Raw genomic sequence first — 21,953 nt, forward strand, 5'->3', positions numbered from 1 at the left:
TCTCCAGGTACTCAGAAGGGTATGCAAAAATTCTGGCTTGCTCAATCTCGTCTCATTTGCCAAGGCACGCAAAGTTACTTAAGATCCTAAGTTTTTGTCCTCAATGAGTTTTGCCATACAAGCTAAAACTGCATAAGGTAAGTGAGTCTAGAATTAAGAACCAATGTCAGGCGATACTGCTGTTGATGGTTTAGTTCAAATACTTATGGGTGTGGCATCACGATATTGGGAACTAGTGAAAATTGATGGGGCGGGACGGCGACAGGTTCGGGAAATTAGTGCAGCTAAGGCATTTTTTGTAGATGTGTTCCCAGCGATCACCTCCAGTGGAGGGAACGGCATCGTAGATAATACAGATCGTCATCATGTCCCAGATGCAGAAATTCAACTCCAACTGCTGCAACTATCGCGGGATGCACCTGCTGATAGATGTTTGTTAGCACAACGTTGTCTATTGTGTTTTATATCTTGGCAAATTGAGCAAGTTTGCTTACAATTGGCAGCCAATTTTGGGAGGGTTCACGGTTTCAGTTGTGCTGATTTGCTGCCTTACGTCCTAGATGATGATGGCAAGCTACAACCGAATAGCACTTATCAATCTCTTTCTCAAAAGATTTTGCAGAGTTTTAACCCACAACAAAGCAGTCTCACAACCTGGACAACTACCAGAGTCAAACACGATGCTGCACTCAATCAATTTTTGCTGGAGTGTGGAGTTTATATGGTGAGTGACTGGGCAATTCTTAATGATACTCGACCTCAACAGCTAGAGCGCATTTTCCGAGAATTTTACGCCTTAACACCTCCAGAAATTCAACAAGCGCAACAGCTTTTAGGAAGCTACCATGCTATTTATCGGACAGCGCGTCTGCAACAGCGATCGCTCTCCATTGGGGGGAAATGTACTACACCGACAACTCAACAACTACAACAAATCGCCACTCTCCTCCAAAGTCAAACTAGTCAAACTCTCAAGAGTGAGACTGTGATGACACAACTGCAAAAACTCGCAACTCAACTAAGAGAATACCGGATTCATGTCCGGGGTGGGTCTTTACCGACAAAATCTCTAGATACTATTACTGGTGATGAGTATACTGACACTACCAAAGCGTTAGATAATGAAGATGAACAAGCAGAGTTTTTGCAATTATATCGCCCCCAATTTCTGGCTTGTTTAGAACAAGCATTGGCTATAGTGACTCAATCACGGGTAAATAGATTACAACGGAAAAAGGGTGAAAAAGCCAAAAAGTTTTTGCAAGCACTCAAGTTATTTCACTGTCAAAATTTACGCATGACAGAAATTGCTGACAGTATGGGATTACGCGCCCAAGATGCAGTAACTCGTTTGTTAAAACTAAAAGAATTTCGTGCTGATGTCAGACAACAGCTTTTATTATTGTTATGCGAGCGCGTTTTGGATTTGGCAAAAAACTACTCTCATCCAGACAGGCTGATAACTTTAGAACAGCAAATTAAACTTGCTCTTGACGAACAAATTACTCAGGTTATAAAAGAAGCAGGAAATCAATCTCAAACAGCAAAAATAAACACAATAGAAAATGGTCTGTTTAGTGAAAGACTCTGCCGCTATCTCGATTCGCTTAATGAGGAAATATGACTAATTTATCCAAAAGTACTCCGCAGATGCGGCTAGATTTTGAATCTTTACCAACAGCCACCATTACTCTCTCTGCCGATCAAATTACTCAAGCAGTAGAACTCAGTAGTAAAATCAAAAATTCGTCTCAGCAGTGGCAGACTTATATTCATGCTTTGGCGTTATGCGCTTTTGAAGAATGGTTAGCATTACGGGTAAATTCTCTGACAATTAACCGGGAAAGATGTACAACTTTGCAGCCAGCACTTGCGAAAGCGATCGTGGCTGTGGCGAATTTACAGGTAGGTAAATTTAAAATTTGTTTAATTACCACTGGTAGCCTGACTGATGAGCAAATTTATTTACCGCAAGCAGTTGTAGATTTACCAGAATATATTCCTCATTTTTATGTGTGGGTGGAAGTTTTAGAAGAAGAAGATGCAGCACTTATTTCGGGATTTTTATCCTATCAGCAGTTAAGAGAACACCAGACAACAGTTAATTTACAATCATCAGCAGATTGGAATTATCAAATACCAGTGAGTTGGTTTGAGAAGAATCCAGACCGCTTATTGTTATACTTGCGTTGTCTAGAACCAGAGACAATTGCTTTACCAGCTAAAAGCGAAAATACCCAGCTTTTATCGACAATCCAAAATGAATTACTAGCATTATTACCCCAATTGCGATCACCTGGAACAGAACTGTGGCAAGTATTAACTTGGGAACAGGGAAAGGTGGTATTGACTCATCCAGAGTTGCTGAATTGGATTGATAATTCGCAACAGCAAACACACACGTCTTCAACTAGTGACAGCTTAAAGGATTTACTGAAATTGTTGACAGAGCCAGCGCTGAATGTGGGACGTTGGTTGTGGGATGAATTAGATGAATTAGCAGAGGAATTTTCTTGGCGATTATTACCGAGTTTGACACCAGCAGCAGCGATGCGAAGTCCTATAGAAGAGTTTCCAGCCATTATTCACCAACTTCAGCACCGAGGTTTGGAAATTCCGGCTGTGGCGCGGGGTGCGTATCAAGATTTTCTTTTAACAGCAATTCCTCTGCGGTTGTATGCTGTGACTTGGCATTTGTTAGCGGAATCAGAACCGAATTTATGGACATTATTGTTAGTTCTTGGTACAGCTTCTCACACAGCTTTACCTGTTTATTTAAAACTGCGGGTGAGTGACCAAACTGGGGTTTTAGTAGAACAGGAGATAAATCCACAACAGCAAGATTCTTATTTATTTACGCGTGTGGTGGGGAATTGGGATGAGAAGTTTTTGGTGAGTGTAAGTTTAACAGATGGTGTTGAGGTGAACTTACCTCCATTTACATTTTCTCCCAGGCGGTTGGTTTAGTTTCTCCGGTTACATTTTTGGTAACAAATATCTCGTGTATAAGTATTAATCTCTGCATGACGCTGATGCTTTTCATTTTGCCCAGGCTCAAAATTATACTCATCTATATACATTTGATGATAAATTTGTGAACTGCTCCCAGGGGCTAACTACCTGTGAAGTGACAATACCTTGAATTAAGTGATACAAAAATGTTTGCATAACCTCCCCAAGCGTGAGAGATATAGATAATTAGCTAGTAAATATTCTCACCTCTGTTGGAGGACTGCTTCTCGTGCATTACCGTCTTAAATCCCTCTCTCTTACTACTTTGATGCTTTCCCTGTCTTTACCTGTAGGAGTTGCGGAATCAAAGCCAAGGGGAAATATGCAAACTACCCTAACTGCACAGGCGCAAACAACACAAGAACGCAAGGATGAAGCATTGCGGCTGAACCGATTAGGTGTTCAACAATTCAATAAAGGCCAGTTTCAAGAAGCTTTAAAAACTTTTGAGCAAGCTTTAGCGATTGTCAAACAAATCGGTAACACAGCAGATGAAGGCACTACTCTCAACAATATTGGGGAAATTTACCGCAATTTGGGAGAGTATGCCAAAGCTTTAGACTTCTATCAGCAAGCTTTAGCGATTTACAAACAAATTGGTGACACAGCAGGTGAAGGCACTACTCTCAACAATATTGGGTTAGTTTACGACAGCCAGGGAGAGTATGCCAAAGCTTTAGACTTCTATCAGCGAGTTTTAGCAATTGTCAAACAAACTGGTAACACAGCCGTTGAAGGCAAAATTCTCAACAATATTGGGTCAGTTTATGTCAATCAGGGAGAGTATGCCAAAGCTTTAGACTTCTATCAGCAATCTTTAGCGATTTACAAACAAATTGGTAACACAGCAACTGAAGGCACTACTCTCAACAATATTGGGGAAGTTTACCGTAATCAGGGAGAGTATGCCAAGGCTTTAGGCTTCTATCAGCAAGCTTTAGCGATTTACAAACAAATTGGTGGCACAGTAGGTAAAGGGACTGCTCTCAACAATATTGGGTTCACTTACAACAGTTTGGCTAGGTATGCAGATGCAGAAAAAACCTTATTTGCAGCTATTGAGGTTTGGGAATCTCTGCGAACACGGGAATTACCTGATGACCAAAAAATATCAATTTTTGAGAAGCAAGCTTCCACTTACCATTTGCTACAACGAGCTCTGATTACCCAAAATAAAACTAACACAGCATTAGAAATATCTGAACGAAGTCGAGCTAGAGCATTTATTGAGTTATTAGCCTCCAAAATATCTGGAAATATCGACAATCAACAAGCTGTCAAACCACCTAATATTGAGCAAGTTAAACAAATTGCCAAAGCACAAAATACCACACTTGTTGAATATTCAGCTAATGAATCAAAACTTTATATTTGGGTCGTCAAACCAACTGGTAAAATAGCTTTTAAACAAGTAGACCTCAATTCATTAAATACACCACTTGCACAACTAGTAAACAAAAGCCGTCTATCTATTGGTGCTGGGGGTCGGGGTATTAAGGTAGAACCTAAAAATGAATATACTAAAAAACAGACTTTACAGAAATTACATGAGGTATTGATTGAACCCATCGCATCTCTTCTCCCTACTAATCCAGATGAACACGTTATCTTCATCCCCCATGAATCGCTGTTTTTAGTTCCTTTCGTAGCACTGCAAGATAAAGATGGCAAATACCTGATCGAGAAACACACTATCTTAACAGCACCAGCAATTCAAGTTTTAGATTTGACACATCAGCAACGCCAAAAGGTGACGGGTAAAGATGTGTTAGTTATGGGCAATCCTATCATGCCAAAAGTAGGCATTCCACCTGTGCAACTTAACCCACTGTTGGGTGCCCAAAAGGAAGCTGTGACAGTTGCAAGTTTATTCAAAACTAAAGCTATCACTGGTAAAGATGCAACAAAAGCAGCTTTCAAACAAAAATTATCATCTGCGAAGATTATTCATTTAGCAACGCATGGATTGTTAGATGACGCTGATAAGAGTATACCAAGTGCGATCGCTCTTGCACCCACCAGCAACGATGACGGTTTACTCACCCCTGCGGAAATTGTCGATTTAAAAATCAACGCTGAATTAGTGGTGTTAAGCGCTTGCGACACAGGTAGAGGGACAATTACTGGTGATGGCGTAATTGGATTATCTCGTTCTTTGATTACGGCTGGCGCGTCTAGTGTGATTGTCTCATTGTGGGCGGTTCCTGATTCACCCACATCAGAATTAATGACAGAGTTCTATCAGCAATGGCAGAAAAATCCTGATAAGGCGGCGGCGTTACGCAATGCAATGCTGATTACTATGAAGAAGCATCCTCAGCCTCGTGATTGGGCGGCTTTTACATTGATTGGCGAGTCTTAAGGAAAAGTTTATGCAGAGACGCAAAGAGGGAACGGAAAGAGTTTAAGGTGTATTTTATAAGTGTTTATTGGCGGTCAAAAGTGTTGAATGTTAAGAAAAATCCGATAAAAACAGCCCAAAATATGTTAAATTTTGGGCGGAAGATTAAAGTATATCTATTTAATAGTGATTATAAATTCATTTCCCAAGATTGTCAAAGATATCTTGAGAGGACTGCCAAAAAACGATTATCCAGTATTGAACAGTCGTCTGTTCTTTGAGTGCTGGTTATCTTATGCTATGGATAACAGCTTAACAAGTATGCGAGATTTATTTAACAGATTAAACAACACAGGATTTCCGGTAGATATTTCTACTTTCTCTAAAGCAAACTTACATCGAAGTCAAAAACCTTTTCAAGAAATTTACCAAAAATTAAATGAATTAGTACAGAAGAAAGTTCAAAAAAAGTTACATGATAAATATGCAATTTGTCCAATAGATTCAACAATTATTACTCTCACAAGTAAATTGTTATGGGTACTAGGACACCATCAAGTAAAACTTTTCAGTTCTCTAAATTTAGCTACTGGAAGTCCATCAGATAACTTCATAAACTTTGGACATGACCATGACTATAAATTTGGTTGTAAAATGATGTCTAGTCTACCAAATAATGCTGTTGGTGTAATGGATAGAGGTTTTGCTGGATTAAAATTTATCCAAGAATTAGTCCAAGAAAACAAATACTTTGTTTTGCGGGTAAAAAACAATTGGAAGTTAGAATTTGAGGAGCAAACTGGATTAATTAAAGTTGGTGCATCTAATGATGCTCAAGCCTATAGAGTGATTAATTTTTGTGATTTAGAAACGAAAACTGAGTTTCGATTAGTAACCAATTTACCAACATTAGGAGAGGCTGCCGTTAGTGATTATGAAATCAGGGATATTTATCGATTGCGTTGGGGAGTTGAATTGTTGTGGAAGTTTTTGAAAATGCACTTAAAACTTGACAAGTTAATTACTAAAAATGTTAATGGTATCACCATACAAATTTACGTTACTTTAATAGCTTATCTAATTTTACAGATATTATCTGTACCACAACAATGGGGACATACGCTATTAGATAAATTCCGCTATTTACAATCTTGTATGTGTCAGAAAATAAGTTATGTTCATTGGTTTGAAGAGATGATGTCATGTTGACTATTTTAGGCTTTTTAGAGTTAGTGTAACTAGATATGTAAACTTTTGTATCAGCATTCAACATTTCTGATTGGCGGTTAATTAATTATGACTGCTTTTATTTTTAATTTAAAAGTTCAACAATTCGATCAACTTTGTGCATTTGAACTATCTTGGGGTAAGGGTCAGCAACTTGGTGTAACACTTGCCTATCCTAATGATCTGGATTTCAAATACCAAGAATGGCAGCGAATTTATCTACGTTTTTATAACACAAAATTGCGAAGTAGAGTAGAAGAAATTGGCAGTTTTACTGCACCGCCTGTTGATTGGCACTTGCAACTAGTCCAGGCAGAAGCACAACTTTTATCGGAATTTCATCACTGGTTACGGAGTGCTGAATTACATGAAATTCGTGCAACAATTGCTCAAGCAACCAGAAAAGATGAGCATCCTAATGTTGATCTTTTTCTCACTTGCAATCCTTTAGATTTAGCACGATTACCTTGGGAAGCTTGGGAAATTGGTACGGAATTTAGTTCATCATCTAGTAAAATTAGGATTGTTCGTACACCAATAAATAGGCGAGAAACTGTTTCTTCTCCTCATGATCGCCGTTCTGGTAAAACCAGAATTTTAGTGATTCTTGGTGATGAAACTGGTTTAGACTTTCAAGCAGAAAAGCAGGCTATGATTTTTTTAAAATCAGTGGCAAAAGTAGAATTTATTGGTTGGCAACCTCAAGAAAGTATCCCGGAATTAAAAACTAAGATTGTCCAGGCGATCGCCTCTGAATCAGGATGGGATATTTTATTATTTGCTGGTCATAGTAATGAAACTAATTTGACTGGGGGAGAAATAGCGATCGCTCCCAATACAGCTTTATCAATTAGTGAAATAGCACAGCCATTAATTATTGCTAAACAGAGAGGATTGCAGTTTGCTATTTTCAATTCTTGTAATGGTTTAAGCATTGCTAATAAACTGATTGATTTAGGTTTAAGTCAAGTAGCCGTCATGCGCGAACCTATCCACAATCAAGTGGCTGGCGAATTTTTATTAGAATTTATCAAAGCTTTAGCCCAATATCAAGATGTCCATGAATCGATGATTACAGCTGCTCAACATCTGAAACTAGAAAACTCTCTTACTTATCCTAGTGCTTATTTAATTCCTTCTTTATTTTGCCATCCAGAAGCAACTTTGTTTCGCTTTCAACCCTCTGGAATCAAGCCATTTATCCAATATTGGCGACTTAGCCGCAAAGAAGCGATCGCCCTCTCCATTTTATTATTAATTAGTTTAATTTTACCTGTACAAACTTTCTTATTACAGTGGCGTGTATGGGTACAGGCTATCTATCGTGACACAACAAATCAATCTATCACCTCAACAAGTCCGCCACCAGTATTATTAGTACAAATTGATGAGGATTCTATTATTAAAGCTAAAATATCTGATCCTAAACCAATTGATTATAAGTATTTAGCAAGTTTAATTGACCGACTCTCAGCCGATAAAGCTAAAGTCATCGGTATTGATTATCTACTCTCTAGACATCAACCGCAAAGCGATCGCATCCTCGCTAAGTCTATTCAAGCTGCTGTTAGTTCTCCCAATCATACATTGTTTGTGTTTGCAGCCACCGGGAATCAGAATAAGAAATGGTTACAACCATTGCCGGAAATTGCTAACTTTAATTGGAGTTTATCAGGAGACATTAAGTTTTATCCTTGGTATATATCATTATTACCTCATGATGATTTTCAAACTCAGCCTTGGTATTTTTCTAATTTATTAGTTTTGGGACAGCAATTACAACAAATTTCTGATGCACCACAGCCAAAATTAGATAGTCAAACAGATTATTTTCAACAGATGGGAGATGTTTCTCCAAGGAATTTAAAATCTCATCGAATTATTTTACAATCACCGCGATCGCGTCTGCAATTAATAACAGCTTTGAGTTATCAACTATGGCAAATGTGGCTGCATCCAATCGCTGATTTTTCAATTCCACCCAATCAGATATACCATACTATCCCAGCTTGGAAAGTCCTAGAAAATCAAACTCCACCTCAAAACTTACAGCAGCAAGTTGTGATTATTATTCCTGGTGGATATGACGAAGCTGGCATTTCCCAAGATGGAGAAGATAATTTCGCAGATGCAAATTTACCACCAGCTATTAAATACTGGCAGCCTAACACTAATTTATTCACAGGTGGTGAGTATCATGCCTATATGATACATCATTTACTGAATCAGAGATTGGTTGTACCGATTCCTGATTTCTGGGTAACTGGCATAGCTCTATTATTAGGAAAAATACTGTATCTACAACAAAAAAATAGAAAATATCGTTGGCAATGGTTGTTGCTGATGACAATATTCACAGGGATTTATGGAATAATCAGTTTGCAGTTATACATTTCAACAACGGCAATACTTTTGCCTTGTTTCTTACCATCAATCGGCTTGTGGGTTTACTTTGTCCCTAATCTTTTATCAAGTAAAAAATCATGAATAAATTGCTGTTTTATACGTTATCATTATCAGTAATAGCTTTGAGTACTGCACCTGTTTTATCAAATCAACCAATACCTACTCAACCAAAGCAACCACAGTCGTTTATATCTTGGATTTCCCAAGCTATCTTTAAAAAAGAACCGCCGATACAGCCACGCAAAGGTGGTTCTCGCCCGACTGTACGTGATACTAATGATATCTGCATGATTTCTCCAGATGAACCAGAGACTACTAGAATTGTTTGGAGCGATCGCCCTTTATTTATTTGGGAAGGTAAGGTAAAAAAAATAGTAGTGCTTAATAAAAATACTGGTAAAAAGTGGACTCAACCAGTAACTGAGACTCCAAATATTTATACTTACACAGGAGATGAACCACTAGAACCAGGCCAAACCTACGAATGGCGAGTGTTTTTTGAAGATAGTCTGTCTCAAAAAGAATTGTCTAGTGGTGTTAATTTTCAAGTGATGGAAGCACAACAACGCGATCGCATTACCGCAGACTTACAGAATTTAGAAAAACAACTCAAAGCCGAAAATAAAGATAACGAAGCGATCGCTCTTGCCAAAGCCAAATATTTTGCCGAAAATCAATTATGGTCAGATGTCTTGCAGCAATTGTATTCTATACAAACAACGTCTACTGATTTAGACGCATTTCGTAAAGACATTTCTCGCAAGTTATGTGATCCACCTACGGAAGTTAGCCATAATTCCCCCAAGCGTGAGTCTCGATAATTCTCGTCGTCTCCTAACGATAATTCCTGGGAACGGTACGAGCGTTTGAGTATTGGTAACGACAACTTTTACATTCCTAACGACATTTGTAGCGTCATCACAACTGATAAGCCGATTCTAACAATAGCTTATCAGTTGTGATGACGCTAATTTTATTCCATAGATAAACTAGCATTTCCTTTACCTTTATCGAAAAATTTTTCATCTCTACTAAATTTTTTTGCATATCCTCCCAACACCTCAGAGATATATATATGCGTGAACCAACAAGTCTACTTCTGCACAAGACTAGTTAGAAACTTAGCAAAACTTAGTATCTTAGGAGACATAGCAATGAAGGGTTTGAAATTAGCAGTAGCGATGATTGCATTAGTAACATTGACTCTCACTCCCAAAGCTGAAGCCAAAAGCTTGTTCCACAATCAACAAACATCAACAGTTACTGCATAACTTCCCAACTCGCAAACTGAAAACAAGAGTGACACTGAAGCTTACCTCCAACAAGGAATTGAGCTTTTAGACTCAAAAGACTATCAAGGAGCCATAGATGAATTTAACAAAATCCTGGAGATTGAACCCAAAAATATTTATGCTTACGTTGGCAGAGGTGCTGCCAAGATGTACTTAGAACAGTATCAAGCAGCAAAGACAGACTTTGATACAGCCTTAGAAATTACTCCTGATATTTCTTTAGCCTACTATTTTCGGGGTTTTACCAATTATGCCTTAAAAGACAAACCAGCAGCGATCGCTGATTTACGCAAAGCATCCACACTGTTTAAACAAGAAAACAAACTGGATTTAGCTCAAAAAGCGGACAGCGCAGCTAAAGAGATAGAAGCTAGCTAAAGCATTGCATAATTTTTATGACTGATGCAACAACCGGGTTTGCAAGATATAAGTTTGTGAACCCAGTTTCTTTTTTACTCAAACACAAGCAAAATTATTGCATATCCTCTGAAAACTGAGAGATATATACCACTGAGTTAGTCTGCTGAAGAATTCGTCTATGCACCACCGTCTGAAATACCTTACCGTTGCTACAGTCTTATTTCCCCTTGTCACCTTGTCACCTTGTCTCCCACTCTCCTCTCCCTTAGTGGTGCAAGCGCAAACGACACAACAGCCTAGTGCTGAAGCTTTGCAATTATTGCAAATTGGTATTCAACAATATAAGAATGGTGCGTTACAAGAAGCATTACAAACATTTCAAAAATTACTTCCCATTCTCAGGACAAATGGTAACGAAAAGATAGAAGCAATGACTCTTAACGTTATTGGGAGAATTTACGTAAATTTAGGATATTATCCCCAAGCTTTGACAGCTTGTCAGCAAGCTTTAGCTCTGGTTAAACAAATTGGAGAAAAGGCAGAAGAAGGTGCTTCTCTTAATAATATTGGCAATATTTATAATAGTTGGGGACAGTCTGCCAAAGCTTTAGAGTTTTATCAGCAAGCTTTAACCATTAGCAAACAAATCGATGACAAACTATTAGAAGGGCTAAGTTTGAACAATATTGGCACAGTTTACTCCAGTTGGGGAGAATATGCCAAAGCCTTGGAATTTTATCAGCAAGCTTTAGTCATTTACAAACAAGTTGGCAACAAAATGGAGGAAGCAACAACCTTCAACAATATTGGCAATATTTATAATAGTTGGGGAGAGTATACCAAAGCTTTGGAAGCTTATCAGCAAGCTTTAGCTATTGTTAAGCAAGCTAGTAACAAAGTAGGGGAAGCTTCAACCCTTAACAATATTGGATTGACTTACAATAGCCAGGGAAATTACAACAAAGCCTTGGAATTGCATCAGCAAGCTTTAGCTATTCTCCAACAACTTGACAATAAACGGGAAGAAGCAACAACTCTCAGCGCTATTGGATTGGCTTACAACAAACAAGGCCAATATGTAAAAGCGGTGGAATTTCATCAGCAGGCTTTAACTATTTTCAAACACATCGGGAACAAATGGGGAGAAGCAGCAACTCTCAACAATATTGGAGATGTTTACCGTAATTTGGGAGAGTATACCAAAGCTTTAGGATTGTTTCAGCAAGCTTCAGCTATTTTCAAACAAATTGCTGATCAAGCAGGTGAAGGAACAACTCTCAACAACATTGCCTTTGTTTACAATAATCAAGGACAGTACGCCAAAGCTTTGGCAGCTTATCAGCAAGCTTTAGCTATTCGCAAACAAATCAATCAAAAAGCGTTGGTAGGAGAAAGCCTTAATAATATTGGCTCTGTTTACGATAATTTGGGGCAGTCCGATCAAGCATTGAAGTTTTATCAGCAAGCTTTAGCTATTTTCAAACAAATTGGAAGCAAAGCAGGTGAAGGTAAAAGTTTGAACAACATTGCCTTTATTTATAACAATTCTGAACAGTATGATAAAGCATTGAAGTTTTATCAAGAATCTTTAACTATTCTCCAACAGATTGGTGACAAAGCAGGCGAAGGCAAAACTTTTCATAATATTGGAGAAGTTTATCAAAGGCAAAGACAATATATAAAAGCCTTTAAAATTTATCAGGAATCTTTAAGTATTTTTAAACAAATCGGCGATAAAGCAGGTGAAGGCATAACTCTTAATAATATTGGTGGGGTTTATTATAACCAGGGAGAGTATGCCAAAGCTTTGGAATTCCATCAGGAAGCTTTAGCAATTGTCAAACAAGTTGGTGATAAAGCGGCAGAAGGAACATATCTTAATAATATTGGTTCAGCTTACGAGAAATTAGGACAATATGATAATGCTGAAAAAACGCTATTTACCGCAATTGAGATTTGGGAAGATTTGCGAAAGAATGGATTAACTGATGCTCATAAAATTTCCATCTTTGAAAAACAAGCCGAAACCTACCGCTTTCTGCAAAAAGCATTAATTGCCCAGAATAAAATTAATTCTGCACTAGAAGTAAGCGATCGCGCCAAATCTAGAGCCTTTATTGAGTTACTAGCCTCAAAGCAATTAGAAAAACCAAACCCACTATTAAATATCAAACCCCTCGCACTCCAGCAAATTAAAAACGTCGCCAAGGTTGAGAATGCAACCCTTGTGCAGTATTCAATTATTGGCAATGAAGCACTCTACATTTGGGTAATTAAACCTACAGGTGAAATAGCTTTTGAGCAAGTTGACTTGAAAAAAAGTCTAAATACTTCTCTAGAAAACCTTGTTATTAACAACCGTAAAACTCTGGGTGTGAGAAGTCGGGGTATTAAAGTGGAACCTAAAAGTGGCGGTAATCAAAAACAGCAGTTACAAAAACTCTATGAAATACTAATCAAACCCATCGCCCAATATTTACCAAAAGATTCTAATGCTCGTGTTATCTTCGTTTCTCAAGAATCGTTGTTTCTTGTACCTTTTCCAGCATTGCAAGATGAGCAAGGCGAGTACTTAATCGATAAACATACTATCCTGACTGTACCTGCCATTCAAGTGTTAGATTTAACCACCAAGCAGAAGCATAACCTTAACAAGTCTGCAAAAGATGTGCTGGTTATTGGCAATCCTATCATGCCTAAAATTCCCATTACAAATGAACAGTTGTCATCCCTTCCTGGTGCAGAAACAGAAGCAATACAGATTGCAGATTTATTTAAAACCAAAGCAATTATAGGTAGCAAAGCTACCGAGACAGCCATTGTCCCGAAGATGAGCAAAGCTAGGATAATTCATTTTGCTACCCACGGCTTACTTGATGATTTTAAAGGATTCGGTGTGCCTGGTGCGATCGCCTTTGCTCCTAGTAATCAAGACGACGGCTTCCTAACATCAGGCGAAATTCTCGACATGAAACTCAACGCCGAACTCATTGTCCTTAGTGCTTGCAACACTGGAGGCGGAAATATTACAGGCGATGGTGTTATTGGTTTATCGCGTTCTTTGATCACTGCTGGAGTACCCAGCGTCATCGTATCCCTGTGGGATGTGAATGATAATTCCACCGCCTTTTTAATGAGCGAATTTTATGATCATTTCCAGCAAAATCCCGATAAAGCTGTAGCGTTACGCAAAGCAATGCTCACTACCAAAAAGCGATATACAAATCCTCTTTACTGGGCTGCCTTTACCCTCATTGGTGAAGCAGATTAAAGCACATAAATTATTAAGTATCAGCATACATAATAAGATAATGTCAATTTGAAAAAAATTCAGACTTACTTTGTACAATCAATTTGTCTATGTATTCTCGCCATTACCTACTTGCCTAATATCAATATTTTGGCAAATAACAAGGTTTTAGCGCAAACCACAAATGCCGATGAACCATCAATTCTAGAAACCCAAACTTCCACCTCTAACCGATTACAAAAATTACTCATTGAACAGAATAAACCTGAAGCAGCGTTAGAAATTTCCGAACGCAGCCGTAACCGTGCATTAGTAGATATATTGAGTGATCGCTCGTCTTCATCAGTTGTTAAACCTTTAAGTACTGAACAAATTAAACAAGTTGCTAAACAACAAAATGCTACACTTGTTCAATATTCAATCATTAATGATGAATTCAACATTGAAGGCAAAAAGCAAACTAGAGAATCAGAATTGTATATTTGGGTGATTAAACCTACAGGCGAAATAGCATTTCGTAGCGTTGACTTAAAACCACTATGGCAGAAAGAAAATACATCTTTAGCTGATTTAATTACTCACAGTCGTCGGACTCTTGGTGTCAGCAGTAATTATCTAAAAGGCATTGTTATTCTTAAGCATCCTGAACAGAAAAATAACCCTAGTCAACAATTACAAAAACTACATCAACTATTAATTGCACCCATCGCCAACATATTACCAAATCAAGCAGATGCACACATTATCTTCATTCCCCAAGGTGAATTATTTCTTGTACCTTTCACAGCATTAAAAGATACTAAAGGCAAATACTTGATTGAGCAACATACCATTTCCACTGCACCCTCTATTCAAGCATTAAATTTACTTTATCAGCGACAACAGAAAATTCAAGGAGTAGCTAAAGATGTACTAATTGTGGGTAATCCTACTATGCCTAGCATTTCCCTAAAGCCTGGAGAGTCTCCACAAAAACTATCGCAACTACCAGGTGCAGAACAAGAAGCAAAAGACATTGCAAGTATATTTAACACCCAAGCACTCACAGGTGATGCAGCCACAGAAACCACAGTTGTTCAAAAAATGCCCCAAGCCAAAATTATTCACTTAGCAACCCAAGGCGGATGTAATGATTCATTAGAAATAACTTGCGGACTTGCACTTGCACCTTCACAACAAGACGATGGCTGGCTAACATCTGAAGAAATTCTAAAGTTGAACCTCAAAGCTGATTTAGTTGTGTTGAGTTCAAATGATACAGCACTAGGAAAAATCACTGCCGATGGTGTGATTGGCCTATCTCGTTCTTTCTTCGCAGCCGCAGTTCCCAGCGTGATTGGTTCTTTATGGAGTGTACCTGATAAAGAGACTGCCTTTTTAATGATAGAGTTTTATCAAAAACTCAGTGAAAACCCAGATAAAGCTGCTGCCTTGCGTCATGCGATGCTAGCAACTATGAAAAAATACCCAAATCCCAGAGATTGGGCGGCTTTTACCCTGATTGGTGTGTTGTAGTTCCAGATTAGGTTGATAAATTATGCGCGATCGCCGCAGGTGGGGCATAGCCCATCGCACAAGCAGAATCATTTTAATCGCTTTGAGTGCTTTTCTTGTAACAATTGCACCTACATTCCCGCAGAATTTTTCCGGGGTTTTCTTTGCGCCACAGGTGTTAGCGCAAACATCAAATCAGCAGCAAACTGAGGCTGTCACTGGAAGTTTTATTGATTACTTTGCAGAAGAGAGACAATTTAAAGGGCATGAGGGTAGCGTTAACAGTGCGAGTTTTAGTCCTGACGGTAAGTTAATTGTGACTGCTGGTGCTGATAATACTGCTCGTGTTTGGGATTTTGCGGGAAAGCAGGTAGCAGAATTAATTGGGCATCAAGGCAATGTTAAAAGTGCGAATTTTAGCCCGGATGGTAAGCTGATTGTCACTGCATCTTTTGATGACACTGCCCGTATTTGGGATATTTCAGGCAAACAGCTAGTTGAGCTAAAAGGACACCAAGGTAATGTTTACAGTGCGAATTTTAGCCCGGATGGAAAGGCGATCACTACAGCAGGTGCAGATAAAACCGTGCGGTTGTGGGATTTATCGGGCAAACAGCTAAGAGAATTTAAAGCCCATAATGCTAGTGTGTACAGTGCGAAGTTTAGTCCCGATGGCAAGCACATAGTGACAGCATCGGCGGATAAAACAGCGCGTGTATGGGATACGTCTGGTAAGTTGCTAGCAGAATTAAAGGGACACACGAACACAGTTTGGAGTGCAAATTTTAGTTGTGATGACAAGCGGATAGTTACAGCATCAGATGATAAAACTGCCCGCATCTGGGATTTATCTGGTAAGCAGTTAGCGGTTTTGCAAGGGCATCAAGATAGTGTTTATAGTGCGAATTTTAGTCCTGATAGTAAGCAGATTGTGACAGCATCGATTGATTTTGCTACTTTGCTGTGGGAGTCATCAGGGACGTTATTAGGGAAGTTACAACAGCATACTGGTGGGGTTAATAGTGCGAACTTTAGCCCAGATGGAAAGTGGATTGTAACTGCCTCATCTGACAGTACCGCTCGTGTTTGGGATTTGTCTGGTAAGATGCTAACTGAACTGACTAGCTTTCAACGTGAGGTTGGCAGTGCAAGGTTTAGTTCTGATGGACAACATATCGTTACAAAAAGTGGCAACATCGCCCAAGTGTGGGATTTGTCAAACCGACAATTAGTTGAATTCAAAGGCCATCAAGCTGACATTAGAAGTGTTAGATTTAGCCAGAATGGAGAGCTTCTCGTCACTGCATCTGATGACAAAACAGCTCGGATATGGGATTTGTCTGGTAAGCAACTAGCTGAACTAAAAGGACATGAGGATTTTATCTATGATGCTAGATTCAGCCCTAATGGAAAAAGTATTATTACTGCATCTAATGACAAAACATCTCGGATATGGGATTTGTCTGGTAAGCAACTAGCTGAACTTAAGCATCAGGACTATGTTAGTAGTGCAACTTTTAGTCCTGATGGACAGAAAATTCTCATTGAATCTGGCAGTTTTACATTAAGTATTTGGGATATTTATGGTAAATTCCTAGCCACAATCAAAGGAGATAAATTTGATATCAACAGTGGTACTTTTAGTCCTGATGGACAGCGGATTCTGACCACTTCACTTGATGATACTGCCCGCGTTTTTGACATTTACGGAAAGTTATTAACCGAATTCAGAGGGCATCAAGAGCAAGTAATAAATGCTAATTATAGCCCTAATGGACAACGAATTGTGACTGCATCTCTAGATGGTACTATTCGTGTATGGGACACTTCTGGCAAGCAGCTAACTCTACTCAAAGGGCATAAAGGTAGCGTCAATAGTGCCAGTTTTAGTCCTGATGGAAAAGTTATTGTCAGTGCATATGACGACAAAACTATCCTTGTTTGGGATACATCTGGCAAAATACTAGCTCAAATAGGAACACCCAAAAATGAATCTGAAGCTGGGTTTCAAGGAAAGAAATTTAGTCCTAATGATTCCGAAATTATCAAGCTCGATAGTTTTAGTCCAGATGGCAAGCGTATAGTCATTGATAACCGCGTGTGGTCATTATCCAATAAGCTACTTGTTCAAATACCCAAACTAAAGTTTCCTGAAATACCTACAGATGAAAGTAGTCTCAGATTAATCTTTAGTGTGACTAAGGTCAACAGTACCAATTTTAGTCATGATGGACAGATGATTATCACTTCTAGTAAAGGTATTGTTTATTTATGGAATAGTTCTGGTAAGTTGTTAGCAGAACTCAAAAAACATTGGGGACCAATTAGAAGTGCAAGTTTTAGCTCTAATGGACAGCAGATCGTCACTGCATCCTATGACGGTACTGCCCGTATATGGGATACTTCAGGCAAGGAGTTAGCACTGCTTAATCATAATTCTTTTGTTAACAGTGCTAGCTTTAGTCCTAATGGAAAGCAAATTGTTACTGCATCTGATGACAATACTGCTCGTGTTTGGAATAGTTCGGGTAAGTTATTAACGGAACTTAAAGGTCATACACAACCAGTCTTAAGTACAAGTTTTAGCTTAGATGCCAAGCACATTGTTACTGCATCTGCTGACAAAACTGCCCGTGTTTGGGATTTATCTGGCAAACAGCTAGCAGAACTTCAACATTCTGCGATCGTCAGCAGTGCTAATTTTAGCTCAGATGGAAAACAGATTATTACTACATCTCATGACGGTAGTGCTGGTGTATGGGATTTGAATAACAAAACAGCAGTACGTCTGAGTCATCAGCATATTGTCAATGAAGCTAGATTTAGCCCGGATGAAAAGCTAGTTATAACGGCATCCAGAGACGGAACTGCTCGTGTATGGGATTTGTCTGGCAAACAAATAGTGTTGTTCAAACATCAAAGCAGTGTCAATAGTGCTAATTTTAGTCCTGATGGAAAGCAAATTATTACCGCATCTGATGATAAGACTGCTCGTGTTTGGAACTTATCTGGAAAACTGTTACTTGAATTAAAAAAAAGCGAGACTACTCTTAACAGTGCTAGTTTTAGCCCGGATGGCAAGCGGATTGTTACCACATCTGATGACGGTACTGCTCGCTTATGGAACACTTCCGGCAAGTTGTTAATGGTTCTCAAAGGTCGTCCAGATTGGTTACTAGATGCCAGTTTTAGCCCGGACGGCAAGCAGATTGTTACCGCATCTGATGATGGTACTGCTCGTTTATGGAATACTTCTGGTAAGATACTAGCCGAACTCAAAGGGCAAGAGAAGACTGTTAAAAGTGCTAGTTTTAGCCCAGATGGGCAAAAAATAGTGACCGTATCCTTTGATGCTGCATCCTCTAGTGGTGCTGTACGTCTATGGGATTTATCTGGTAAACTGCTAGTTGAACTTCAAGGGCATCAAGGACAAGTCTTGTGTGCTAATTTTAGCGCCAATGGACAAAGAATAGTGACTGCCTCCGATGACAAGACTGCCCGTGTATGGGATTTATCCGGTAAGCAGATAGCAATCCTTAGTCATCAAGGTGGAGTCAACAGAGCAATTTTTAGTCCAGATGGACAAAGAATAGTGACTGCCTCCGATGACGGCACTGCTCATTTATGGGATTTATCGGGCAAGTTACTTACCCAATTCAAAGAACATCAAGATGCTATCCAGAGTGTCAGTTTTAGCCCTAATGGACAACTGGTAGTAACTGCATCTTGGGATGGCACTGCCCGTGTATGGAATTTGTCCGGCAAGCAGATAGTGCTTTTCAATCATCAGCGTGAAGTTATTGATACGAGTTTTAGTCCAAATGGACAATACATTGTTACTGCATCCATTGACAACACAGCTCGTTTATGGGATTTATCAGGTACGTTGCTTGTTGAATTTGTAGGATACCAAGGTGGTATAGGCAGTGCTAATTTTAGTCCTGATGGACAATGGATTATTAACCTAGAATATGACAAACCTTCTCTTTGGAATTTGTCCTTGAGATTTCCATTAAGATTTCCTAAAGCCAGCATTTATGCATATGAAGATACTTTTCCAAACACATCTGTCGAAAAGTCTACAGCACTTCTTAAAGAATATTGGGTAAATATTGGCAGTGCAAAATTTAGCCCTGATGGACAACGCATTATCTCTGTTTTTAGTGACGGTAGCACTCGTGTATGGGATTTATCTGGAAGACTGCTAGCTTTTATTAAGGGGCATCAAGGTAGGGTTACAAGTTCTAATTTTAGCCCTGATGGACAAAGAATTCTCACCACATCTAATGATGGTACTGCCCGTATATGGGATTTGTCTGGTAAGCAACTTGCGAGTTTGGAGTTGCCAGCACTTCCTTCTTCACCAAAAGTGGAAGCAGACAGACTCCAAAATTTAGAATTTTATGCCCCTAATTGTGCCGCAGCATTTGAGCCTTGGCAAAAAGCCCTCAAAATCTACAGCGAAATTGCAGACCATGAAAATCAAGCTTATATGCTACGAGAACTAGGAAATGCTTACTATTGCCTGGGCAACTTTACAAAAGCAATTGCCTCTTATTCCCAGTCATTAGAAAATGCTAGCAAATATAATTATCTGCAAATTGAGTTGAATAGTTTATCCAATTTAGGACGTGTTTACAATTCTTTAGGAGATTATGATATAGCGATTAAATATTATAATGAAGCATTAAAAATTTTAGATATGCATGACGCTCCTCAAAATAAAACAGATGTTTTACGTGGTAGAGGATATGCTTACTATCAAAATAATAAACTTGAGGAAGCAAGTAAGGATTATCTACAAGCGTTAGACATTGACGAAAAAAATAAAAATGTTGCTGGGATCGCTATAAATAAAGTAAATTTGGCTAATATTTATTTTTATTTAGGTGACTTTTTCCAAGCAATTCAATATTACAGAGAGGCATTAGAGTTCAGCCCTAGTGAGGCACTAGCAGGTTTGGGAAATATTTACTTAGCCTTTGGTGATACTGCAAAGGCGGTTGATTTACATCAGCAGAGTTTAGCAAAAGCACAACAAGACGAAAACTATGAAATTCAGGGTAATGCACTGAACAATTTAGCTTATACCTTTCAACTATCAGGAAACTTGCCCGCAGCAGAAAAAACTTTATTTAATGCCATTAGAGTTTGGGAATCGCTTCGCTCTCGATTAGACGATGCCAACAAAATATCTATCTTTGAAAAGCAAACTCGCACCTACCGCCTGCTACAAGAAGTGTTGATTGCTCAAAATAAACTCACTGAAGCACTAGAAATATCTGAACGCGGTCGCGCGAGAGCTTTTATTGATTTACTCAATAAACGATTATCCCCTAATCAAACAGAGCAATCAAAACTTCCAACAGTGAATATTGAACAGATTAAACAAATTGCTAAAAACGAAAATGCAACCCTGGTTCAATATTCAATTATTACTGATGAATTCAAAGTTGATGGTAAACTGCAAACTCAAGATTCAGAACTTTATATTTGGGTCATCAAACCCACGGGAGAAGTATCATTTAATCGCAGCGATCTGAAAAATTTGTGGCAAAAAGAAAAGACAACTCTGAAGCAATTAGTTGACAAAACACGTTTCTCTATGGGTGTAAAAGACATCAAGAGTCGCAGTCCTGGTGGTATCAAAGTTTCAGCAGCCGAAGGGGCAAAGCAGGGCGATCGCTTACAACGACTCCATGACTTTTTAATCAAACCCATTGCAGATATCCTACCCAGTAACCCCAATGACCGAGTTATCTTTATCCCTCAAGGTGAGTTGTTTCTTGTTCCTTTCCCCGCGCTGCAATATGACCAAAATAAATACCTAATTGAAAAACACACCATCCTCACTGCACCATCAATTCAAGTATTGGATTTCACATCAAAGCAACAACGACGTGTAGAGAAGTTAAATGCCAAGTCTTTGATTGTCGGTAATCCGACAATGCCGAAAGTGGAGTTGGAACCAGGAAAACCCCCTGAACAATTAAAAGATTTACCTTGGGCAGAAAAAGAGGCCAAAGATATTGCTGAAATTCTCAAAACTCAAGCACTGACAGGTAATCAAGCCACCAAAACCGCAATTTTACAGAAAATGCCCGAAGCCGGAATTATTCACTTTGCTACCCACGGTTTAATTGATGATAACCGGGGATTGGGAAGTGCGATCGCTCTTGCTCCTGACCCCCCTTCGTCCCCCCTTACTAAGGGGGGAAAAGAGGGGGGTAACGGTTTACTCACCGCCGAAGAAATCTTGAATCTGAAGTTAAATGCAGATTTAGTCGTTCTCAGTGCTTGCGACACCGGACGCGGACGCATTACTGGTGATGGTGTGATTGGTTTATCTCGTTCTTTAATTAGCGCAGGTGTCCCTAGTGTCATTGTCTCCTTGTGGGCTGTTGATGATAATTCCACATCATTTTTAATGACCGAATTCTATAACAATCTGCAACAAAAGCTTGACAAAGCCACAGCACTTAGAAAAGCTATGCTGACAACGATGCAGAAATATCCTCAACCAAAAAATTGGGCTGCGTTTACCTTAATTGGCGAATCGTGAACAATCTTG

The 21,953-nt window shown here is 38.9% G+C and carries 10 protein-coding genes and 1 pseudogene; all 11 read left to right on the top strand.

Going from position 1 to position 21,953, the window contains the following annotated elements:
* The first annotated feature begins 163 nt into the window (after nt 1-163).
* The gene (locus NPUN_RS34160; RefSeq protein WP_012412985.1) at nt 164-1,624 is read left to right on the top strand and encodes a hypothetical protein; all 1,461 of its coding nucleotides are present in this window, start codon (nt 164-166) and stop codon (nt 1,622-1,624) included.
* Nucleotides 1,621-2,967: a DUF1822 family protein gene (locus NPUN_RS34165; RefSeq protein ID WP_012412986.1), complete on the top strand. Its 1,347-nt coding sequence runs from the start codon at nt 1,621-1,623 to the stop codon at nt 2,965-2,967. Before NPUN_RS34160 ends, NPUN_RS34165 begins: the two co-directional genes overlap by 4 nt.
* A 367-nt stretch (nt 2,968-3,334) precedes the next feature.
* Nucleotides 3,335-5,374 (top strand): CHAT domain-containing protein, encoded by a 2,040-nt coding sequence (locus NPUN_RS34170; protein ID WP_012412987.1) that lies wholly within the window; start codon nt 3,335-3,337, stop codon nt 5,372-5,374.
* Between the two features lie 165 nt (nt 5,375-5,539).
* On the top strand, nt 5,540-6,562 hold the full coding sequence (locus NPUN_RS34175; protein WP_012408090.1) for an IS4 family transposase: 1,023 nt from the start codon (nt 5,540-5,542) through the stop codon (nt 6,560-6,562).
* A gap of 87 nt (nt 6,563-6,649) precedes the next feature.
* Nucleotides 6,650-9,067: a CHASE2 domain-containing protein gene (locus NPUN_RS34180; protein WP_012412988.1), complete on the top strand. Its 2,418-nt coding sequence runs from the start codon at nt 6,650-6,652 to the stop codon at nt 9,065-9,067.
* Nucleotides 9,064-9,807 carry a DUF928 domain-containing protein gene (locus tag NPUN_RS34185; RefSeq protein WP_012412989.1) on the top strand — a complete coding sequence of 248 codons (744 nt, stop codon included), beginning with the start codon at nt 9,064-9,066 and terminating at the stop codon, nt 9,805-9,807. Before NPUN_RS34180 ends, NPUN_RS34185 begins: the two co-directional genes overlap by 4 nt.
* Nucleotides 9,808-10,305: 498 nt before the next feature.
* Nucleotides 10,306-10,380: pseudogene (locus NPUN_RS44355) on the top strand (tetratricopeptide repeat protein); the annotation flags it as partial.
* A 12-nt stretch (nt 10,381-10,392) separates the two neighbouring features.
* Entirely contained in the window at nt 10,393-10,656 is a 264-nt protein-coding gene (locus NPUN_RS43840) for a tetratricopeptide repeat protein (RefSeq protein ID WP_419788454.1), read from the top strand.
* A gap of 160 nt (nt 10,657-10,816) precedes the next feature.
* On the top strand, nt 10,817-13,909 hold the full coding sequence (locus NPUN_RS34195) for a CHAT domain-containing protein (protein ID WP_012412990.1): 3,093 nt from the start codon (nt 10,817-10,819) through the stop codon (nt 13,907-13,909).
* Nucleotides 13,910-14,038: 129 nt separating this feature from the next.
* Nucleotides 14,039-15,403: a CHAT domain-containing protein gene (locus NPUN_RS34200; protein ID WP_234711189.1), complete on the top strand. Its 1,365-nt coding sequence runs from the start codon at nt 14,039-14,041 to the stop codon at nt 15,401-15,403.
* Between the two features lie 22 nt (nt 15,404-15,425).
* Complete coding sequence (locus NPUN_RS38035) at nt 15,426-21,944, top strand: CHAT domain-containing protein (RefSeq protein WP_012412992.1); 6,519 nt, start codon at nt 15,426-15,428, stop codon at nt 21,942-21,944.
* Nucleotides 21,945-21,953: the final 9 nt, after the last annotated feature.

Origin of the sequence: Nostoc punctiforme PCC 73102 (assembly GCF_000020025.1) — a bacterium.
GTDB lineage: Bacteria > Cyanobacteriota > Cyanobacteriia > Cyanobacteriales > Nostocaceae > Nostoc > Nostoc punctiforme.